The organism is Streptomyces sp. NPDC055966, from assembly GCF_042269865.1.
Taxonomy (GTDB): domain Bacteria; phylum Actinomycetota; class Actinomycetes; order Streptomycetales; family Streptomycetaceae; genus Streptomyces.
Genome location: NZ_JBHJYK010000003.1, coordinates 364,525 through 380,394 on the forward strand (window position 1 = coordinate 364,525; position 15,870 = coordinate 380,394).

General features: G+C 72.5%; 13 protein-coding genes. 3 read left to right on the plus strand and 10 right to left on the minus strand.

The features are described 5' to 3' along the window. Positions 1-136 precede the first annotated feature (136 nt). Positions 137-1,663, plus strand: coding sequence for a CehA/McbA family metallohydrolase (locus ACFC8N_RS08570; protein ID WP_376287519.1), 1,527 nt, complete (start codon positions 137-139; stop codon positions 1,661-1,663). On the opposite strand, the gene ACFC8N_RS08575 is transcribed toward ACFC8N_RS08570, so the two are convergent. The 4 genes from ACFC8N_RS08575 to ACFC8N_RS08590 are packed head-to-tail and all read right to left on the minus strand — an operon-like array spanning position 1,658 to position 4,551. Further along, positions 1,658-2,056 carry a hypothetical protein gene (locus tag ACFC8N_RS08575; protein ID WP_376287521.1) on the minus strand — a complete coding sequence of 133 codons (399 nt, stop codon included), beginning with the start codon at positions 2,054-2,056 and terminating at the stop codon, positions 1,658-1,660. The genes ACFC8N_RS08570 and ACFC8N_RS08575 overlap by 6 nt on opposite strands. Positions 2,057-2,089: 33 nt before the next feature. Further along, on the minus strand, positions 2,090-2,611 hold the full coding sequence (locus ACFC8N_RS08580; protein WP_376287523.1) for a protease inhibitor I42 family protein: 522 nt from the start codon (positions 2,609-2,611) through the stop codon (positions 2,090-2,092). Then, complete coding sequence (locus ACFC8N_RS08585) at positions 2,565-4,130, minus strand: peptidoglycan-binding protein (protein ID WP_356020014.1); 1,566 nt, start codon at positions 4,128-4,130, stop codon at positions 2,565-2,567. The genes ACFC8N_RS08580 and ACFC8N_RS08585 overlap by 47 nt, the downstream gene beginning before the upstream one ends. A gap of 10 nt (positions 4,131-4,140) precedes the next feature. Next, positions 4,141-4,551 carry a hypothetical protein gene (locus tag ACFC8N_RS08590; protein WP_356020017.1) on the minus strand — a complete coding sequence of 137 codons (411 nt, stop codon included), beginning with the start codon at positions 4,549-4,551 and terminating at the stop codon, positions 4,141-4,143. Positions 4,552-4,697: 146 nt separating this feature from the next. Here ACFC8N_RS08590 and ACFC8N_RS08595 point away from each other — a divergent pair, with 146 nt between their 5' ends. Then, a complete protein-coding gene (locus ACFC8N_RS08595) occupies positions 4,698-5,093 on the plus strand; it encodes a nitroreductase/quinone reductase family protein (protein ID WP_376287526.1) in 396 nt (131 codons plus the stop codon). Between the two features lie 18 nt (positions 5,094-5,111). On the opposite strand, the gene ACFC8N_RS08600 is transcribed toward ACFC8N_RS08595, so the two are convergent. The 6 genes from ACFC8N_RS08600 to ACFC8N_RS08625 form a co-directional block, all read right to left on the minus strand. After that, complete coding sequence (locus ACFC8N_RS08600) at positions 5,112-6,563, minus strand: aldehyde dehydrogenase family protein (protein WP_376287528.1); 1,452 nt, start codon at positions 6,561-6,563, stop codon at positions 5,112-5,114. Next, positions 6,560-8,290, minus strand: a complete 1,731-nt coding sequence (locus tag ACFC8N_RS08605; RefSeq protein ID WP_376287530.1) for an amidohydrolase family protein — start codon at positions 8,288-8,290, stop codon at positions 6,560-6,562. Before ACFC8N_RS08605 ends, ACFC8N_RS08600 begins: the two co-directional genes overlap by 4 nt. A gap of 14 nt (positions 8,291-8,304) precedes the next feature. Next, positions 8,305-9,423, minus strand: a complete 1,119-nt coding sequence (locus ACFC8N_RS08610; RefSeq protein ID WP_362816683.1) for an LLM class flavin-dependent oxidoreductase — start codon at positions 9,421-9,423, stop codon at positions 8,305-8,307. 119 nt (positions 9,424-9,542) lie between these two features. Beyond that, positions 9,543-10,313, minus strand: a complete 771-nt coding sequence (locus ACFC8N_RS08615) for an SDR family NAD(P)-dependent oxidoreductase (RefSeq protein WP_376287532.1) — start codon at positions 10,311-10,313, stop codon at positions 9,543-9,545. Positions 10,314-10,328: 15 nt separating this feature from the next. After that, positions 10,329-11,234, minus strand: coding sequence for an LLM class F420-dependent oxidoreductase (locus ACFC8N_RS08620; RefSeq protein WP_376287742.1), 906 nt, complete (start codon positions 11,232-11,234; stop codon positions 10,329-10,331). A 26-nt stretch (positions 11,235-11,260) separates the two neighbouring features. Continuing rightward, a complete protein-coding gene (locus ACFC8N_RS08625; RefSeq protein WP_356020030.1) occupies positions 11,261-12,493 on the minus strand; it encodes an amidohydrolase family protein in 1,233 nt (410 codons plus the stop codon). 190 nt (positions 12,494-12,683) lie between these two features. On the opposite strand from ACFC8N_RS08625, the gene ACFC8N_RS08630 reads away from it, so the two are divergent. Further along, the gene (locus ACFC8N_RS08630) at positions 12,684-15,659 is read left to right on the plus strand and encodes a BTAD domain-containing putative transcriptional regulator (RefSeq protein ID WP_376287534.1); all 2,976 of its coding nucleotides are present in this window, start codon (positions 12,684-12,686) and stop codon (positions 15,657-15,659) included. Positions 15,660-15,870 lie beyond the last annotated feature (211 nt).

Here is a 15,870-nt window from a genome sequence, read left to right on the forward strand (position 1 = left end):
AGTGTCCATACCGACTGGTCGGCATCCCATGGCGTCCCGTGTCCCGTCTTCCATGCCGCCGCGCACAGGGATACGGATGCCTGTGGATTCCCTTTTCTTCCGGGGACGTTCACGTCGAGAGGGGACAGTGAGCACCATGTGTGACGACACGCACGATCACGCCCATGGCATCGGCAGACGCGCGCTGTTCGTGACGGGCGCCGCGGCTGCCCTTACGTTGGGAAGCGTGAGCTTCGCAGCGGCGGACGGGCAGGACCACGAGACGCGGACGGTACGCGGAACGCTGCCGCCCGGCTCCCCCGATTTCGTGTACGTCCCGGTCGAAGTCCCGGCCGGTGTACGGGAGATCACGGTCTCCTACACCTACGACAGGCCCTCGGTCCCGGCCGGCACCCAGGGCAACGCGCTCGACATCGGCCTCTTCGACGAGCGCGGCACCGAGCTGGGCGGCCGGGGCTTTCGCGGCTGGTCCGGCGGGGCGCGCACGGAGTTCTTCGTCCGGGCCGACGACGCGACCCCGGGCTACGTCCCCGGCCCGGTGCGGGAGGGCACCTGGTACGTCGCGCTGGGCCCCTACACGGTGGCGCCGCAGGGCCTCGCCTACGAGCTGACGATCACGCTCACGTACGGCGCGGCGGGCGAGACCCCGAGGCCCGTGTATCCGCCGTCCCGGGCGAAGGGGCGCGGCCGGGCCTGGTACCGGGGCGACTGCCATCTGCACTCCTGGTACTCCGACGGCCGCCGCACCCCGGCCGAGATCGCGGCCCTCGCACGGGCGGCGGGCCTGGACTTCATCAACTCCTCGGACCACAACACCCACTCCGCCCACCCGCACTGGGCGGACCAGGCCGGCGACGACCTGCTGATCATGCTCGGCGAGGAGATCACCACCCGCAACGGCCACGTGGTCGCGCTCGGCACCGAGCCCGGCACCTTCGTGGACTGGCGCTACCGCGCCCGGGACAACCGCTGGGCCCGCTTCGCCCGGGACATCCGCCGCGCCGGCGGCCTGGTCGTCCCCGCCCACCCGCACGCCACCTGCGTCGGCTGCGGCTGGAAGTTCGGCTTCGCCGAGGCGGACGCCGTGGAGGTGTGGAACGGCCCGTACACCCCGGACGACGAGATCACCCTGGCCGACTGGGACAACCAGCTGGTCGCCTCCGTACGGCAGGGGCGGGCCTGGCTCCCGGCGATGGGCAACAGCGACGCCCACCGCGACCCGGACGCCGTCGGCTCGCCCCAGACGGTCGTCCTCGCCGACGACCTGACCCGGGAGGCCGTCCAGGAGGGCATCCGCGCGGGCCACTCCTACGTGGCCGAGTCGAAGAACGTGACCCTCGGCTTCACGGTGTCGGGCGGGCGCGGGCAGCAGGCGGGCATCGGGGAGCGGCTGGACGTGGCCGCCGACACCCCGGTGACCGTACGGCTGGAGGTCTCCGGCGCGCCGCGCTGCTCCGTGCGGTTCGTCACCGACCAGGGCGTGCTGTTCACCAGCGATCCGCTGCCGGTGGCGGGCACGGGCACGGTCGAGTGGCGCACGACGCCCTCGTACGCGGCCTACGTGCGCGCCGAGGTACGGCACGAGACGGCGGCGGGACCGGTGCCGGGGGCACTGGCCGCGTTCACGAACCCGGTGTTCCTCGGGTCGCTCGCCGGGTCATGACGGTCGGCTGCGTGCGGTCCTCGTCAGCTGCCGCAGTTCGATGAGCGTCGCGACGGCGCGCAGCCAGCGGGCGGCGGTGTCGTCGGCGGTGACACCGGCCGCGAGTTCGGTGCCGACGGCCAGCCAGTCGCGGACGACGGCGCTCGCCTCCGGGCTCGGCAGCGGCTCGGGGAGCCCCGCGGCGTAGGCGAGACCGCCGGCGCGGACGGTGTCGGCGAGGAAGGCCACCGAACGCGGCTGGGTGCCGAGGCGGTCGAGCAGCACGGCCGCGCCCGCGACGCCGTCGCCGAACAGGGCGGTGCGCCGGGGGCCGGGCGGCGCGGTCAGGCCGTAGCGGAGCAGCACGCCCATGTCGAGCCGGGCCAGTTCGTCGTCCGTGCGGTCGGGGTTCATGGTGGTCTCGGAATCGCTCTCGACGGGGCCGGCTCAGCGGACGGTGACGGTGTACACGACGCTCTCGGGCGCGGTCTGCCGGTACGGTCCGGTCGATGCCGGAGCCGGCGTGCCGTCGCCGTCGCCGCAGGTGGTGGCGAACGTGCAGTGGGTCAGCACGATCCGGGTGCTGCCCCTGCCGGTCGCCTCGAAGGTGAACGTGAGGCTGCCGCCGCCGCCCACCAGGTGCTTGTCACCGGAGTCCGACACGCTGTGCTGCCCTCGGTCGCGGACCACCGCGGTGTCGGGCCGGGGGTCGGACAGGTACCAGTGCTCACGGGTGGAGGCGTTCTCGTGGACGGTGAGGGTGAAGCGCTCCCCGACCTTCGCGGTGATGCGGGATTCGCCGGTGGGGTGCGCGACGGGGGCGGGCTCGTCGGTGCCCGACCCGCAGCCCGCGACGAGCGTGAGCAGCGCGACCGCCGCGACGGCGCCGCCCGCCGTCCTGCCCCGACGGCGAAGGCTCCGCCTACTTCGCCGTCGGGAGGTACACGCTGTACGCGTCGTTGAGTCCACTGTCCGCTGCCTTGCTCATGTGTCCGTTGATGAAGTCGTTCTCGCTGACCCAGGTCGTCGTGCCCCAGGGGTTGTAGATCTGCAGCTTGTCGCCCTCCTGCGCGATGACGGTCATCGCGTGGGCGCCGTCCTTGCCCTTGACGTCGACGGGGACCGGGCGGCCGTCCGCGACCGCCTTCTCGACATCGCTCAGCACCGCCCTGCGGTCGGCGGCGCCCGCCAGGTCGTGGCGCTGGTAGTCGTCGCCGGTGGCGGCGCCGATGGTGGAGTCGTCGATGTGCTCCTGCCCGTCGGGGCCCATGCCCTCCCAGTGGTCACCGCCGTGGCCCTCCGTGTGCAGCCGGTGCTGCTCGGCCACCAGGCGCTGCCTGAAGGCCCCGGGGTCGTCCTCCTGTCCGCTGGGGCCGCCGGTGAGTCCGAGGGCGTAGAGGGGGTCGACCATGGCGCGGGCGGTGACGGTGGACGAGGCCACGCAGGTGCCCTCCGAGCCGTCGCCGCCCTGGATCCACCGCTGCCCGTCGAAGGTGACGTAGTCCTTGTTGTTGTTGGAGCCGTCGGAAGCCAGGCCCTCGTCGTCCATGCTGTCCACCTGGGTGACGACGGGCGTGAGATGCCTGCGCAGCCACTCCGGGTCGTGGCCCTGGATCTTGCCCTGGAACTGCTCGATCTCCGCCACGCTGTGCCCGGCGGCCAGGGCCTTCATCAGATAGGCCCGCTCCTGCGGGCTCTGCGACCCGGCCAGCATCTGGTCCACGGCGGCCCGGTCGGCGGCGCTCAGCTGGTCCATGCGCCGCCCGGCGCGCTCCAGGTCGTGCGCGGTGAGGATCTCGTTCAGCGTAGGGTCGCCGTCGACGGCGCTGGTCTCGGCCAGCATCAGCTTGTCGACGGCGGTCAGGTTGCCCGTGCCCAGCTTGCGCATGCGTGCCTCGGAGGCCCACTTGTTCAGGTTCCTGGCGGCGGCGTGGGCGGCGTCGTCGGCGGCGATCGCGGCCTTGTGCATGTCCTCGGCGCCCAGGGAGGCGAGGGACCGGGCGTTCAGCCGGACGGCCTCTTCGTCGTCGGACTCGAAGAGGTCGTCGAACCAGTCGTCCTTGCCGCCGAGCATCCCGAGCGCCTCGCGCAGCGAACCCCGCCCGTCGCCGTCCTGGCTCTTGGCGTCCTTGAGGGCGTCGGCGAACGTGAGCAGCGCCAGTCCGCCGCCGTAGAAGGCCCGGCCCACCGCCCCGGCGGCCCGCCCGGCAGCGGCCACCGCGTCCGAGGCGAGGACACTCGTGTTCCCGGCCCAGACGTCCGGCAGGCCCTTCTTGGCCACCCTGTCGATGCGCTTGTAGAGGTCGTCGAGGTCCTGCTTCTGGTACAGCTTGCCGAGGGACTCCAGCGTCGCCGTGTCGCCGACCGGGGCACAGACGGCGAGCGCGTCGTTGATGGCGTCGATCAGGTCGTTCTTGCTGTCGGCGGAGGCGATGGTCTTGCACAGCTCGCCCAGCCGCGTGCGGCGGTCGCCCGTGGACTCCGTCATCGCCCGCCCCTCAGTAGTCGGCCAGCGCCGAGGGGCGCGTGGCGTGGGCGGGCATGGTGGTGAGGTAGCCGTCGCCGACGGGAGCGGGCATGGTGCTGAAGGAGCTGTCGCCGACCCGCACACTGCGGACACTCGTGTCGACGAGGCTGTCGCTGCCGTGGTACGCCCCCTTGGACAGCCGTACTTTGTCGGCCAGTTCGTGCAGCGCCGATTCCAGGGCCTTGACTTCCGCCTCCCAGGCGGCGGCGTACGCGTTGAACGCCGCGGCGGCGTCGGGACCGCCGAGCGCGTCGTCCATGTAGCACATGCCGGGCTGGATCGCCTCGCCGATCTTGCCCGCGTCGTCGCCCGCGGCGTCCAGGTCCTTCGCCTGTCCGGACATCCCGGACTTGACGGTGTAACCGTCCGAAGACGCGCCCATCAGGCTCCCCCGTTGAAATGATCACGACCGCGGGGGAGGCTAACACGCGACACCCGGCGGGAAGTCCGGGTGTCACGCGCCCCGCACCGAGTCGACACACCATCCCCGCCGTGACGCCGTGCCGTCAGACCAGGAGAGCAACCGGCATGCCAGCCCCCGCAGACCGCAAGCACCGCATGGTGACCGCCTTCCAGCGGCGCATCGCCAACCCCCTCAACCGGCGCCTGCCGTTCCAGACCCTCCTGGAGACCACCGGCCGCACCTCCGGCCTGCCCCGGCGGACCCCGGTGGGCGGGCGCCGGGTCGGTGAGTCCTTCTGGCTGGTCTCCGAGTTCGGCCACAAGTCGCAGTACGTCCGCAACATCCAGGCCGACCCGAGGGTCCGCGTCCGCCTCGCCGGCCGCTGGCACCACGGCACCGCCCGCCTCCTCCCCGACGACGACCCCGTCGCCCGCCTGCGCGCCCTCCCCTTCTTCAACAGCGCGGCGGTACGGGCCTTCGGCACGGACCTGCTGACGGTGCGGGTGGATCTGGAGGACTGAGCGGGAGCGGAGCGGCGCTCACCCCGGCCACACGATCGCCTGCACCTCGCTGTACGCATGCAGGGCGTACGAGCCCACGTCCCGCCCCACCCCGCTCCTCTTGAACCCGCCGAACGGGGCCTCCATGTTGCGGCCGACGGTGTTGATGCCGACCCCGCCGGCCCGCAGGCGCCGGGCGACCCGGAAGGCGCGGGCGACGTCGCCGGACCAGACGTAGTCGATGAGGCCGTAGTCGGAGTCGTTGGCGAGGGCGACCGCCTCGTCCTCGTCGTCGAAGGGGATGACGCAGACCACCGGCCCGAAGATCTCCTCGCGGGCCACCCGCATGTCGTTGGCGCAGTCGGCGAGCAGCGTCGGCGCGACGTAGAACCCGCGCTCCAGCGGCGGCCGTTCGCCGCCCGCCACCACGGTCGCGCCCTCCTTGCGGCCGAGTTCGACGTACGACTCGACGCGCGCCCGGTGCTCCGCCGAGATCACCGGTCCGACGACCGTGTCCGGCTCCGACGGATCGCCCACCTTCAACCTGCGCGCGTACCCGGCGAGTTGCTCCACGAGCCGCTCGTACACGCCCCGCTGCGCCAGCACCCGCGTCGGCGCGGTGCAGATCTGCCCGCTGTAGAAGGAGAAGGTGGTGCCGATGCCGGCCACGGCCGAGCCGAGGTCGGCGTCGTCGAACACGAGGGCCGCGCCCTTGCCGCCCAGCTCCATCAGCTGGCGTTTCATGTCCCGCCCGCACACCTCGGCGATGCGCCGGCCGACGGCCGTGGAGCCGGTGAAGCTGACCATGTCGACGTCCGCGGACGCCACCACCGCCTCGCCCACGGCCACGTCCCGCCCGCAGACCACGTTCACCACGCCCGGCGGTGCGCCGGCCGCCTCCAGCGCCTCGGCCATCCGGTAGACGGACAGCGGGTCCTGCGGTGCGGGCTTCACCACCACCGTGTTGCCCATGGCGAGCGCCGGGGCGACCTTCCCGGCCGGGTTGGCCCAGGGGTTGTTGTACGAGGTGACGCAGGTGACGACGCCGACGGGCTGCCGCAGCGCCAGCGCGCCCATCACCCCGGCCCTCCCCATCGGCCCGGCCTCGTTGATCTGCGGGGCGACCGGCCACTCGGCGCTCTCCACGCTCGCGTACCGGCGGAACCGGGCGGCGGCCACCCCGACCTGCATGGCCCGGGCGGTCGCGGTGGTCGCCCCGGTCTCGGCGCGGGCGAGTTCGGCGTACGGCACCAACTGGCCGCGGATGATCTCCGCCGCCCGCGCCAGCAGCGCCGCCCGTTCCTCCGGCCGGGTCCGCGACCACGGCCCGAACGCCTCCCGGGCCGCCGCGCAGGCCGCCCGGGCCTGCTCCGGCGAGGCCTCCGGCGCCCGGCCGACGGTCTCCTCGGTGGCCGGGTCGGTCACCGGGTAGTACCCGCCGTCCGGCTCGGTCCACCGGCCGCCGACGAACAGCCGCTGCCCGTCGCTCACCGCGTCCCCACCGTCCGTGTGTCGGTGCCCGAGCGCAGCACCCTGCCCGGTACGGCGCCGCTCACCACGTCGTCGCGGATCGCCTCGACCCCGTTGACCCACACGGCCCGCACCCCGATCGCCGCCGAATCCAGCCGGGGGCTGTCGCCCGGCAGGTCGTGCACGAGCCGCGCCTGCCCGGCGTCGATCCGCTCCGGGTCGAACAGGACCAGGTCGGCGTGGAAGCCCTCGCGGATCCGGCCCCGCTCCCGCAGCCCGAACAGCCGCGCCGGATCGTCGGTCAGCATCCGCACCGCCCGCTCCAGACCGACCAGCTTCCGCCCCCGCAGACAGTCCCCGAGGAACCGGGTCGTGTACGGCGCCCCGCACATCCGGTCCAGATGCGCCCCGGCGTCGGAGCCGCCCAGCAGGACGTCCTCGTGCTGCCAGGTCTCGGCGCGCAGCGCCCAGGAGGCGGGGTCGTTGTCGGTCGGCATCGGCCACAGCACCGTGCGCAGTTCGTCGGCCGCGCAGATCTCCACCAGGCAGGCGAAGGGGTCAAGGCCGCGCTCCTCGGCGATGTCCCGCACCACCCGGCCGCTCAGGCCCCGGTTGGCCTCGCTGTAGGTGTCCCCGATGACGTACCGGCCGAAGTTCGCGAGCCGCCGGAAGACCCCCGCCTCCTTGGAGCGGGCCCGGCGCAGCATCTCCGCCCGCACCTCCGGGTCCTTCAGCCCGGCGATCCGCTCGGGTACCGGCAGTCCGAGGATGGGCCCCCACCCGGGGATCAGGTTGAGGGCGCAGAAGGTGCCCAGGGACATGTTCATCGGGGTCAGGATGGGCATGGTGAGCGCCACGATCCGCCCGCCGGCCTTCCGCGCCCGCTCGCTCGCGCTCAGCTGCCGGGGCACCCGCTCCGGTACGGCCGCGTCGACGGTGAGCACGTTCCAGTTGAGCGGCCGCCCGGCGACCGCGCTCATCTCCACGAGCAGATCGATCTCGTCGTCGTCGAACTGGTCCAGGCACCCGGCGACGATCGCCTCGATCTGCGTGCCCTCGTGCTCCCCGACCGCCCGGGCCAGGGCGAGCAGTTCGGCGGGCCTCGCGTGCCGGGAGGCGACCGGCCTGCCGTCGCCGTCGGAGTGGGTGCTGGACTGGGTGGTGGAGAACCCCCAGGCGCCCGCGTCCATCGCCTCGTGCAACAGCCGTACGATCTCGGCCAGTTTCTCCTCGGTCGGCTGCCCGCCGACCGCGTCCGGTCCCATCACGTGCCGGCGCAGCGCGCAGTGCCCGACCATGAAGCCCGCGTTGACGGCGATCCGGCCGTCGAGCGCGTCCAGGTACTCCCCGAAGGAGCTCCAGTTCCAGGGCGCCCCCTCCTCCAGCGCCACCAGGGACATCCCCTCCACCTTGGACATCATCCGGCGCGTGTAGTCGGCGTCCTCGGGGCGGGCGGGGTTCAGCGGGGCGAGGGTGAACCCGCAGTTCCCGGCCGCGACCGTGGTCACCCCGTGGTTCAGCGAGGGCGTGGCGTACGGGTCCCAGAAGAGCTGGGCGTCGTAGTGGGTGTGGGGGTCCACGAAACCGGGGGCGAGGACGAGGCCCGCGGCGTCCTCGGCGGTGCGGGCCTCCTCGGTGACCTCGCCGACGACGGCGATACGGCCGTCCCGGATGCCGACGTCGGCGGTGAAGGCGGGGGCGCCGGTGCCGTCGACGACGGTGGCGCCCTTGATCACATGGTCCAGCATTCCCGCGAACCCCCTCAGACCGCTTGGCGGAACCGGCTCGTCCGGTGCACGGGATCCGTGTCGATCTTCGGGATCACGTGCTCCCCGATCAGCCGTATCGTCTGGAGCGTCTCCTCCTTCGGCACCCCCACCGGCAGCCCGAAGCTCAGCTGGTCCGCGCCCGCCTGCTCCCAGCGCTTGCACTGGCGCAGCACCTCGTCCGGGTCGCCGCAGATCAGCAGCTCCTCCTCGATGAGCAGTTCCACGAACTCCGGTGTGTACGGGGGCAGCGTCTCCGGCCAGACGGGGAAGCCCTCCGGCCGGGGGAAGGTGTCGTGGTACCGGAAGACCAGCGACGGCAGGTAGTGCAGCCCGCCGCCGACCGCGATCCGGATCGCCTCGTCGTGCGTCGGCGCGCAGATCGCGGTCGTCGTCACCATCACGTTGTCGTTGACGAAGTCCCCGACCGGCTCGGCGTTCACGACCGCCGTCTTGTACTGCTCCAGCACCCACTCCATGTCGGAGACCTTCTGGATGCTGAAGCCGAGCACCCCGAGCCCCTTCCTCGCGGCCATGGCGTACGACGCCGGGGACCCTGCCGCGTACCACATCGCCGGGTGGGACTTCCCGTACGGCTTCGGCAGGACCTTCCTCGGCGGCAGCTGCCAGTGCTTGCCCTGGAAGCCGGCGTACTCGTCCTGGAGCCACATCTTCGGGAACTCGGCGATGGTCTCCTCCCAGATCTCCTTCGTGTAATTCATGTCGGTCACACCCGGTATGAACCCGAGGATCTCGTGGGACCCGGCGCCCCGCCCGCTGCCGAACTCGAAGCGGCCCTCGCTGAGGTGGTCGAGCATGGCGACCTTCTCGGCGACCTTCACGGGGTGGTTGACCTGGGCGAGCGGGTTGAAGATCCCGGAGCCCAGATGGATCCGGTCGGTCGCGTGCGCCAGGTAGCCCAGGAACACGTCGTTGGCGGACAGGTGCGAGTACTCCTCCAGGAAGTGGTGCTCGGAGGCCCAGGCGTACTTGAAGCCGGACCGGTCCGCCTGGATGACGTACTCGGTCTCCTCCATCAGCGCCCTGTGCTCGGCGAGCGGGTCGGTCTCGGCGCGCTTGCCCACGTATCCCTGTACAAAGAGCCCGAATTCCACGGCGGTTCACCATCCCGGTCCAGGTGGTCCTGCGAGTCCTGTGAGTCCTACGAACTTTCTGACGTACCGTCAGATTCGTCAATAGCTGACACCTCGTCAGCCCATTGGGCGGATGTCCGTCAGATGACGCTGACCCCGGCCAGCCACCCGCCGTCGATCACGAACGGCTGCCCGGTGATGTACGAGGAGTCCGCCGAGGTGAGGAAGAGCGCCAGCCGCGCCACCTCCTCCGGCTGCCCGACCCGGCCGAGCGGCACGAGCTTGCGGTACAGCTCGTCCAGCGCCCGGCTCATCTCCTCCGGGTCGGCGTCCGGGTCCAGGCGGGCCGGGTTGGACATGGGGGTGTCGATGGCGCCCGGGCAGATCGCGTTGACCCGGATCCCCCGGCCGGCCAGCTCCAGCGCCGCGACCCGGGTCAGCCCCAGCACGGCGTGCTTGGTGGCGGCGTACGCGCCGACCGCCGCCATGCCGGTGAGCGCCGTGTAGGAGGCGGTGTTGACGATCGTGCCGCCTTCCGGCAGCTCCGGCGCGACCGCCTTCATGCCCAGGAAACAGCCGACCTGATTGACCCTGACGACCTGCATGAACTCGTCCAGCGGGGTGTCCGCGAGGGCGTTGAAGCGCAGGATGCCCGCGTTGTTGACGAGCCCGTCGATGCGCCCGTAGGCCTCCTTCACCGCCCCGACGGCCGAGCGCCAGCCGTCCTCCTCGCCCACGTCGAGGTGGACGTACAGCGCCCCGATCTCCTTCGCCAGGGCCTCGCCCCGCTCGTCCAGCACATCGGCGACGGCCACCCGCGCGCCCTCCTCCCGAAAGAGCCGCGCCTCCTGCTCGCCCTGCCCGCGGGCCGCCCCGGTGATGACGACGACCCGCCCGTCCAGCTTGCCCATGGAGTCCTGTCCTCCTCAGTCCAGCCGGGGCGCGACCTCCGCCCCGAACAGTCCGATCTGCTCGGTGAGTTCGGCCCGGCTCCGGCTGCGGAACCGCACCTGGATCTGGTCCACGCCCATCGCCCGGTACGCCCGCAGCGACGCGGCGACCTCCTCCGGCGCCCCGGTGAGGGTCCGCCGCCCGACCTCCCAGCCGGCCCGCCCGACGTACAGCGGCTCGGTGATGGCCCCGACGGTGAACGCCCCCTCGACGCCCGCCTCTTCGCGCAGCCGCCGGATGCGGGCGATCTGCGCGGGCAGCCGGTCCCGGGGATCTCCCTGCGGCAGCCAGCCGTCGCCCTTGAGGGCGGCCCGGCGCACGGCGGGGGGCGAGGAGCCCCCGACCCACAGGGGAACGACCGGCTGGGCCGGCCGGGGGAGCTGGCCGAGCCCGGCGAAGTCGTAGAACTTGCCGTGGTGTTCGGGGAACTCCGCCGGCCCGAGAGCCGCCCGCAACGCGTCGATCGTCTCGTCCAGCACAGCCCCCCGCCGCTCGAAGTCGGCCCCGACCGCCTCGAACTCCTCCCGCACGTGTCCGGCGCCCACCCCGAGGACCAGCCGGCCGCCGGAGAGGTGGTCGAGGGTGGCGTACTGCTTGGCGGTCAGGAGCGGGTGCCGCAGCCCGACGACGGCGACATGGCTCAGCAGCCGCACCCGCTCGGTGACGGCGGCGAGGTGGGCGAGGGTGGCGACGGGGTCGTACCAGACCGTGCTCATGGCCCGGGCGAGGCGGCGCGGGATCGCCACGTGGTCGCAGACGGCGAGATAGCCGAACCCGGCCCGGTCCGCCGCCCGCGCGATCTCCACCAGATCCGCGGTCCCGGCCCCGGCCTCCCACTCCTCGGCGTAGATCGTGCTCTGCGACTGGACGGGCAACTGCATGCCGTACGTCAGGGATGCCGGGGCGCTCACCTGGGCCCCCGCCACAGCCCGTCCCGTGTCAGCCCCAGCAGCTCGATGGCGTTGCCGCGCACGATCCGCTCGACCACGCCGTCCGCCAGGTGCCCCATCTGCGTCTCGGCGACCTCGCGGGACTTGGGCCAGGTGGAGTCGGAGTGCGGGTAGTCGGTCTCGTACAGGACGTTGCCGACGCCGATGGAGTCGAGGCTCCTGAGCCCGAAGGCGTCGTCGAAGAAGCAGCCGTAGACGTGCTCGGCGAAGGTCTCCGACGGCGGCCGGGTGACCTTGTCGGCGACCCCGCCCCACCCCCGGTTCTCCTCCCACACCACGTCGGCGCGCTCAAGGATGTACGGAATCCACCCGATCTGCCCCTCCGCGTACATCACCTTGAGGTTCGGGAAGCGCTCGAACTTCCCGCTCATCAGCCAGTCCACCATCGAGAAGCAGCAGTTGGCGAAGGTGATGGTGGAGCCCACGGCGGGCGGGGCGTCGGCGGAGGTGGAGGGCATGCGGCTGCTGGAGCCGATGTGCATGGCGACGACCGTGCCGGTCTCGTCGCACGCCGCGAGGAACGGATCCCAGTCGTCGGTGTGCACGGACGGCAGGCCCAGGTGCGGCGGTATCTCGGAGAACGCGACGGCCCGCACGCCCCGCGCCGCGTTGCGCCGCACTTCCTCGGCAGCCAGCTCGGCGTCCCACAGGGGTATGAGGGTGAGCGGTATCAGCCGGCCGCGCGCCTTCGGCCCGCACCACTCCTCCACCATCCAGTCGTTGTAGGCGCGCACGCACAGCAGGCCGAGCTCCTTGTCGGCGGCCTCCGTGAAGGTCTGTCCGCAAAAGCGCGGGAAGGTCGGGAAACAGACGGCCGACTGGACGTGGTTGACGTCCATGTCGGCGAGCCGGGCGGGGACGTCGTACGACCCGGCCCGCATCTGCTCGTACGTGATGACTTCGAGCCTGACCTCGTCGCGGTCGACGCCGACGGCGGTGTCGAGCCGGGTGAGCGGCCGCCGGAGGTCTTCGTAGACCCACCAGTCGCCGACGGGTCCGTCCGTGCCGCCGGGATCACCCATGACGGGCTTGAACCGTCCGCCGAGGAAGGTCATCTCCTTCAGCGGCGCGCGCACGATCCGGGGTCCGACGTCCAGGTACTTCTTCGGCAGCCGGTCCTGCCAGACGGTGGCGGGCTCCACGGTGTGGTCGTCGACGGAGATGATCAGCGGGAACTGTGGTGTCTCCATGGGCCTCACGGTAGCGCCGATCTGACGACCCGTCAGCTAGTGAGTCGCGGTCCGCTGTGTGCGAAGACCGTGTGAGGGCTTTGTGCACCCCGTCGCGCCGACCTGTGATCGCCGTCTCCCACGGCTGACGCAACCGCCCGGAACAAGGCAAACTGACGGGGTTGTTCGTGGACCCGAGGGGGACCAACGCATGGACGATGGGCCGCGAGTGCCTGAGCAGCGGCGTCCCGGCTCCGTGACCGTCACGGAACCGGAGGCGCTGCGGTTCGGCGTGCTCGGTCCGGTACGGGCCTGGCGCGGCACCGAGCCGCTCAGCACGGGCTCCCCGCAGCAGCGCGCCCTGCTGGCCGCCCTGCTGCTGCGCGAGGGCCGTACGGCGACCGCGGCGGAGCTCATCGACGCCCTGTGGGGCGCCGAGCCCCCGTCGCAGGCGCTGGCGGCCCTGCGCACCTACGCCTCCCGGCTGCGCAAGGTGCTGGACCCCGGCGTGCTGGTCAGCGAGTCCGGCGGCTATGCCGTCCGGGGCCTGCGCGAGGGCGCCCTGGACCTGGCGCAGGCGCAGGAGCTGGCGGCGCTGGCGGACAAGGCCCGCACCGCCGGGGACCTGCACCGGGCCCGCGACCTGCTGAACGACGCCCTCGGCCACTGGGACGGCGAACCCCTGGCCGGCGTGCCCGGCCCCTACGCCGAGACCCAGCGCGTCCGCCTGGAGGAATGGCGCCTGGGCCTCCTCGAATCCCGCCTGGACATGGACCTGGAGCAGGGCTGCCACGCGGAGGCCGTCTCGGAACTGACCGCGCTGACCGCCGCCCACCCCCTGCGGGAGCGCCTGCGCGAGCTGCTGATGCTGGCGCTGTACCGCAGCGGAAGACAGGCCGAGGCCCTCGCCGTCTACGCCGACACCCGCCGCCTCCTCGCGGAGGAGCTCGGCGTGGACCCGCGCGCGGGCCTCAGCGAGCTGCAGCAGCGCATCCTCCAGGCCGACCCGGCACTGGCGGAGCCCTCGTCGCCGTCGGCGGAACCGGCCGTCGGCGCGGTCCGACCGGCCCAACTGCCCGCCTCGGTACCCGACTTCACCGGCCGGGCGTCCTTCGTCGCGGAACTGAGCGATGTACTCGCCTCGGCGTCGGAGTCGGCGGACGCCGGCAACCGGGTGATGGCGGTCTCGGCGCTGGCGGGCATCGGCGGCGTGGGCAAGACGACACTGGCGGTGCACGTGGCCCACCGGGCCCGCACGGCCTTCCCGGACGGCCAGCTGTACGTGGACCTCCAGGGCGCGGGCCCGCGTCCGGCGGAACCCGAGACGGTACTCGGCTCGTTCCTGCGCGCACTGGGCACGGCGGACTCGGCGATCCCGGACAGCATGGAGGAACGGGCGGCCCTGTACCGCTCGGTCCTGGACGGCCGGCGGGTACTGGTCCTGCTGGACAACGCCAAGGACGCGGCCCAGGTACGCCCGCTCCTGCCGGGCACGGAGGGCTGCGCGGCCCTGGTGACGTCCCGCGTCCGCATGGTCGACCTGGCGGGCGCCCACCTGGTGGACCTGGACGTGATGTCCCCGGAGGAGGCGCTGGCCCTCTTCACGAAGATCGTGGGCGAGGAACGGGTGGCGGCGGAGCGGGAGGCCGCCCTGGACGTGGTCGCGTCCTGCGGCTTCCTCCCCCTCGCGATCCGCATCGCGGCGTCCCGCCTGGCGGCCCGCCGCACCTGGACGGTCTCCGTCCTGGCGGCCAAGCTGGCCGACGAACGCCGCCGCCTGGACGAGCTCCAGGCGGGCGACCTGGCGGTGAAGGCGACGTTCGAACTGGGCTACGGCCAGCTGGAACCGGCCCAGGCCCGCGCCTTCCGCCTGCTGGGCCTGGCCGACGGCCCGGACATCTCGCTCGCGGCCGCGGCCGCCGTCCTGGACCTCCCGGCGGAGGAGACGGAGGACCTCCTGGAGTCCCTCGTGGACACCTCCCTCCTGGAATCGGCCGCCCCCGGCCGCTACCGCTTCCACGACCTGGTCCGGCTCTACGCGCGTGCGTGCGCGGAGCGGGACGAACAGCCGCCGAGCGAACGGGACGCGGCGATGTCCCGCCTGCTGGACTTCTACCTGGCCACGGCGGCACAGGTGTACGCGATGGAGCGGCCGGGGGACCGGTTGGTGGATCATCTGGAGGAGACCGGCGTCTCCGGGCTGGTCTTCGCCGATCGCCGTGCCGCTCGGGACTGGCTCTACTCCGAAGCCGTCCCACTGCTGGCCTGCGTCCGGCAGTCGTCGAGCGGTGCCACGCTGCGGCGCGCCGTCGACCTGCTGTGGACGGCGGTCGACCTCGCCGAGTCGGGAGCCAACTTCAAGGAGTACGAGGCGGCCGGTACCGCGCTGCGCGCCGCTTCCCATGCCGCGGCTGACGGCAAGGCCGAGGGACGCGCCATCCTGGTGCTGGCCAACGCCCGTCACTGGTCGGGGCAGTTCAAGCAGGCCTACGCGGAGGCGGAGCAGGCGCTCGCCCTCTCGGAGGCGGCCGACGACGCTCTGCCCCGCTGCTGGGCGGCCAACATCCTGGGCGTCTTCGCCTACTACCAGAACCGCTATGCCGAGGGTGAGGCCCACCTGGAGCGCGCCATCGAGGACTTCCGTGCCTGCGGCGACCTGTCCGGCGCGGCGGCCGCGCTGTGCAACCTCTCCCGTCTGCACCTCCAGACCGAACGGCCCGACAGCGCGGTACATCTCGCACGGCAGGGCACCGAGATGTACGAGGAGCTGGGTCACTCCCTGAAAGCCGCCAACGGCCACTACGCCCTCGGGCTGGCACTGGGCAAGAGCGGCAGGCTGGAGGATGCCGGCAGGCATCTGAGTCAGGCCCTGCTCGTCTTCCGCACCAGTCGGCAGCGTCTGTGGGAGGGCATGACCCTGTTCCGTCTCGCGGAAGTGGACCTGCAGGCCATGCGCCCCGCCCAGGCCGCCGCCAACGCCGAGATGGCGCTGACGCTGCTCAGGGAGATCGGCGGCGAATGGCGCCGCGGCAACGCACTGACCGTTCTCGGGAAGTCCCTGAACGGCATCGGCCACACCGGCAGGGCCCAGGTCTGCTGGCGCGAGGCGCTGGACATCTACGAGCGGTTGAACTCTCCGGAAGCGGCGGAGGTCCAGACGCTCCTGACACCGGCCGCCGCGGCCTGATCCGGGCACCGGGACCGGATACGTCGTTCATCGTTCGTTTATCGCCCCACGGCACTCTCTTGGGTGTCGGGCCGTCGCGTCGGGGGGCAGACGGACCGGCCAGTGAGACCGTCACACTCGCGATCTAGAGTGGGCGGCTCCAGCGGCCCGTCCGGCCGGCCCCGGGGGAGCGGCCGGACGGGCCCGGCACAGCCGCAACGCGATCTCCAAG

Excerpts from the sequence above, each read along its gene's own strand:
- ACFC8N_RS08570 (WP_376287519.1), top strand. The coding sequence starts at position 137 with ATGTGTGACGACACGCACGATCACGCCCATGGCATCGGCAGACGCGCG.
- ACFC8N_RS08575 (WP_376287521.1), bottom strand. The coding sequence starts at position 2,056 with ATGAACCCCGACCGCACGGACGACGAACTGGCCCGGCTCGACATGGGC.
- ACFC8N_RS08585 (WP_356020014.1), bottom strand. The coding sequence starts at position 4,130 with ATGACGGAGTCCACGGGCGACCGCCGCACGCGGCTGGGCGAGCTGTGC.
- ACFC8N_RS08590 (WP_356020017.1), bottom strand. The coding sequence starts at position 4,551 with ATGGGCGCGTCTTCGGACGGTTACACCGTCAAGTCCGGGATGTCCGGA.
- ACFC8N_RS08595 (WP_376287526.1), top strand. The coding sequence starts at position 4,698 with ATGCCAGCCCCCGCAGACCGCAAGCACCGCATGGTGACCGCCTTCCAG.
- ACFC8N_RS08605 (WP_376287530.1), bottom strand. The coding sequence starts at position 8,290 with ATGCTGGACCATGTGATCAAGGGCGCCACCGTCGTCGACGGCACCGGC.
- ACFC8N_RS08615 (WP_376287532.1), bottom strand. The coding sequence starts at position 10,313 with ATGGGCAAGCTGGACGGGCGGGTCGTCGTCATCACCGGGGCGGCCCGC.
- ACFC8N_RS08620 (WP_376287742.1), bottom strand. The coding sequence starts at position 11,234 with ATGCAGTTGCCCGTCCAGTCGCAGAGCACGATCTACGCCGAGGAGTGG.
- ACFC8N_RS08625 (WP_356020030.1), bottom strand. The coding sequence starts at position 12,493 with ATGGAGACACCACAGTTCCCGCTGATCATCTCCGTCGACGACCACACC.
- ACFC8N_RS08630 (WP_376287534.1), top strand. The coding sequence starts at position 12,684 with ATGGACGATGGGCCGCGAGTGCCTGAGCAGCGGCGTCCCGGCTCCGTG.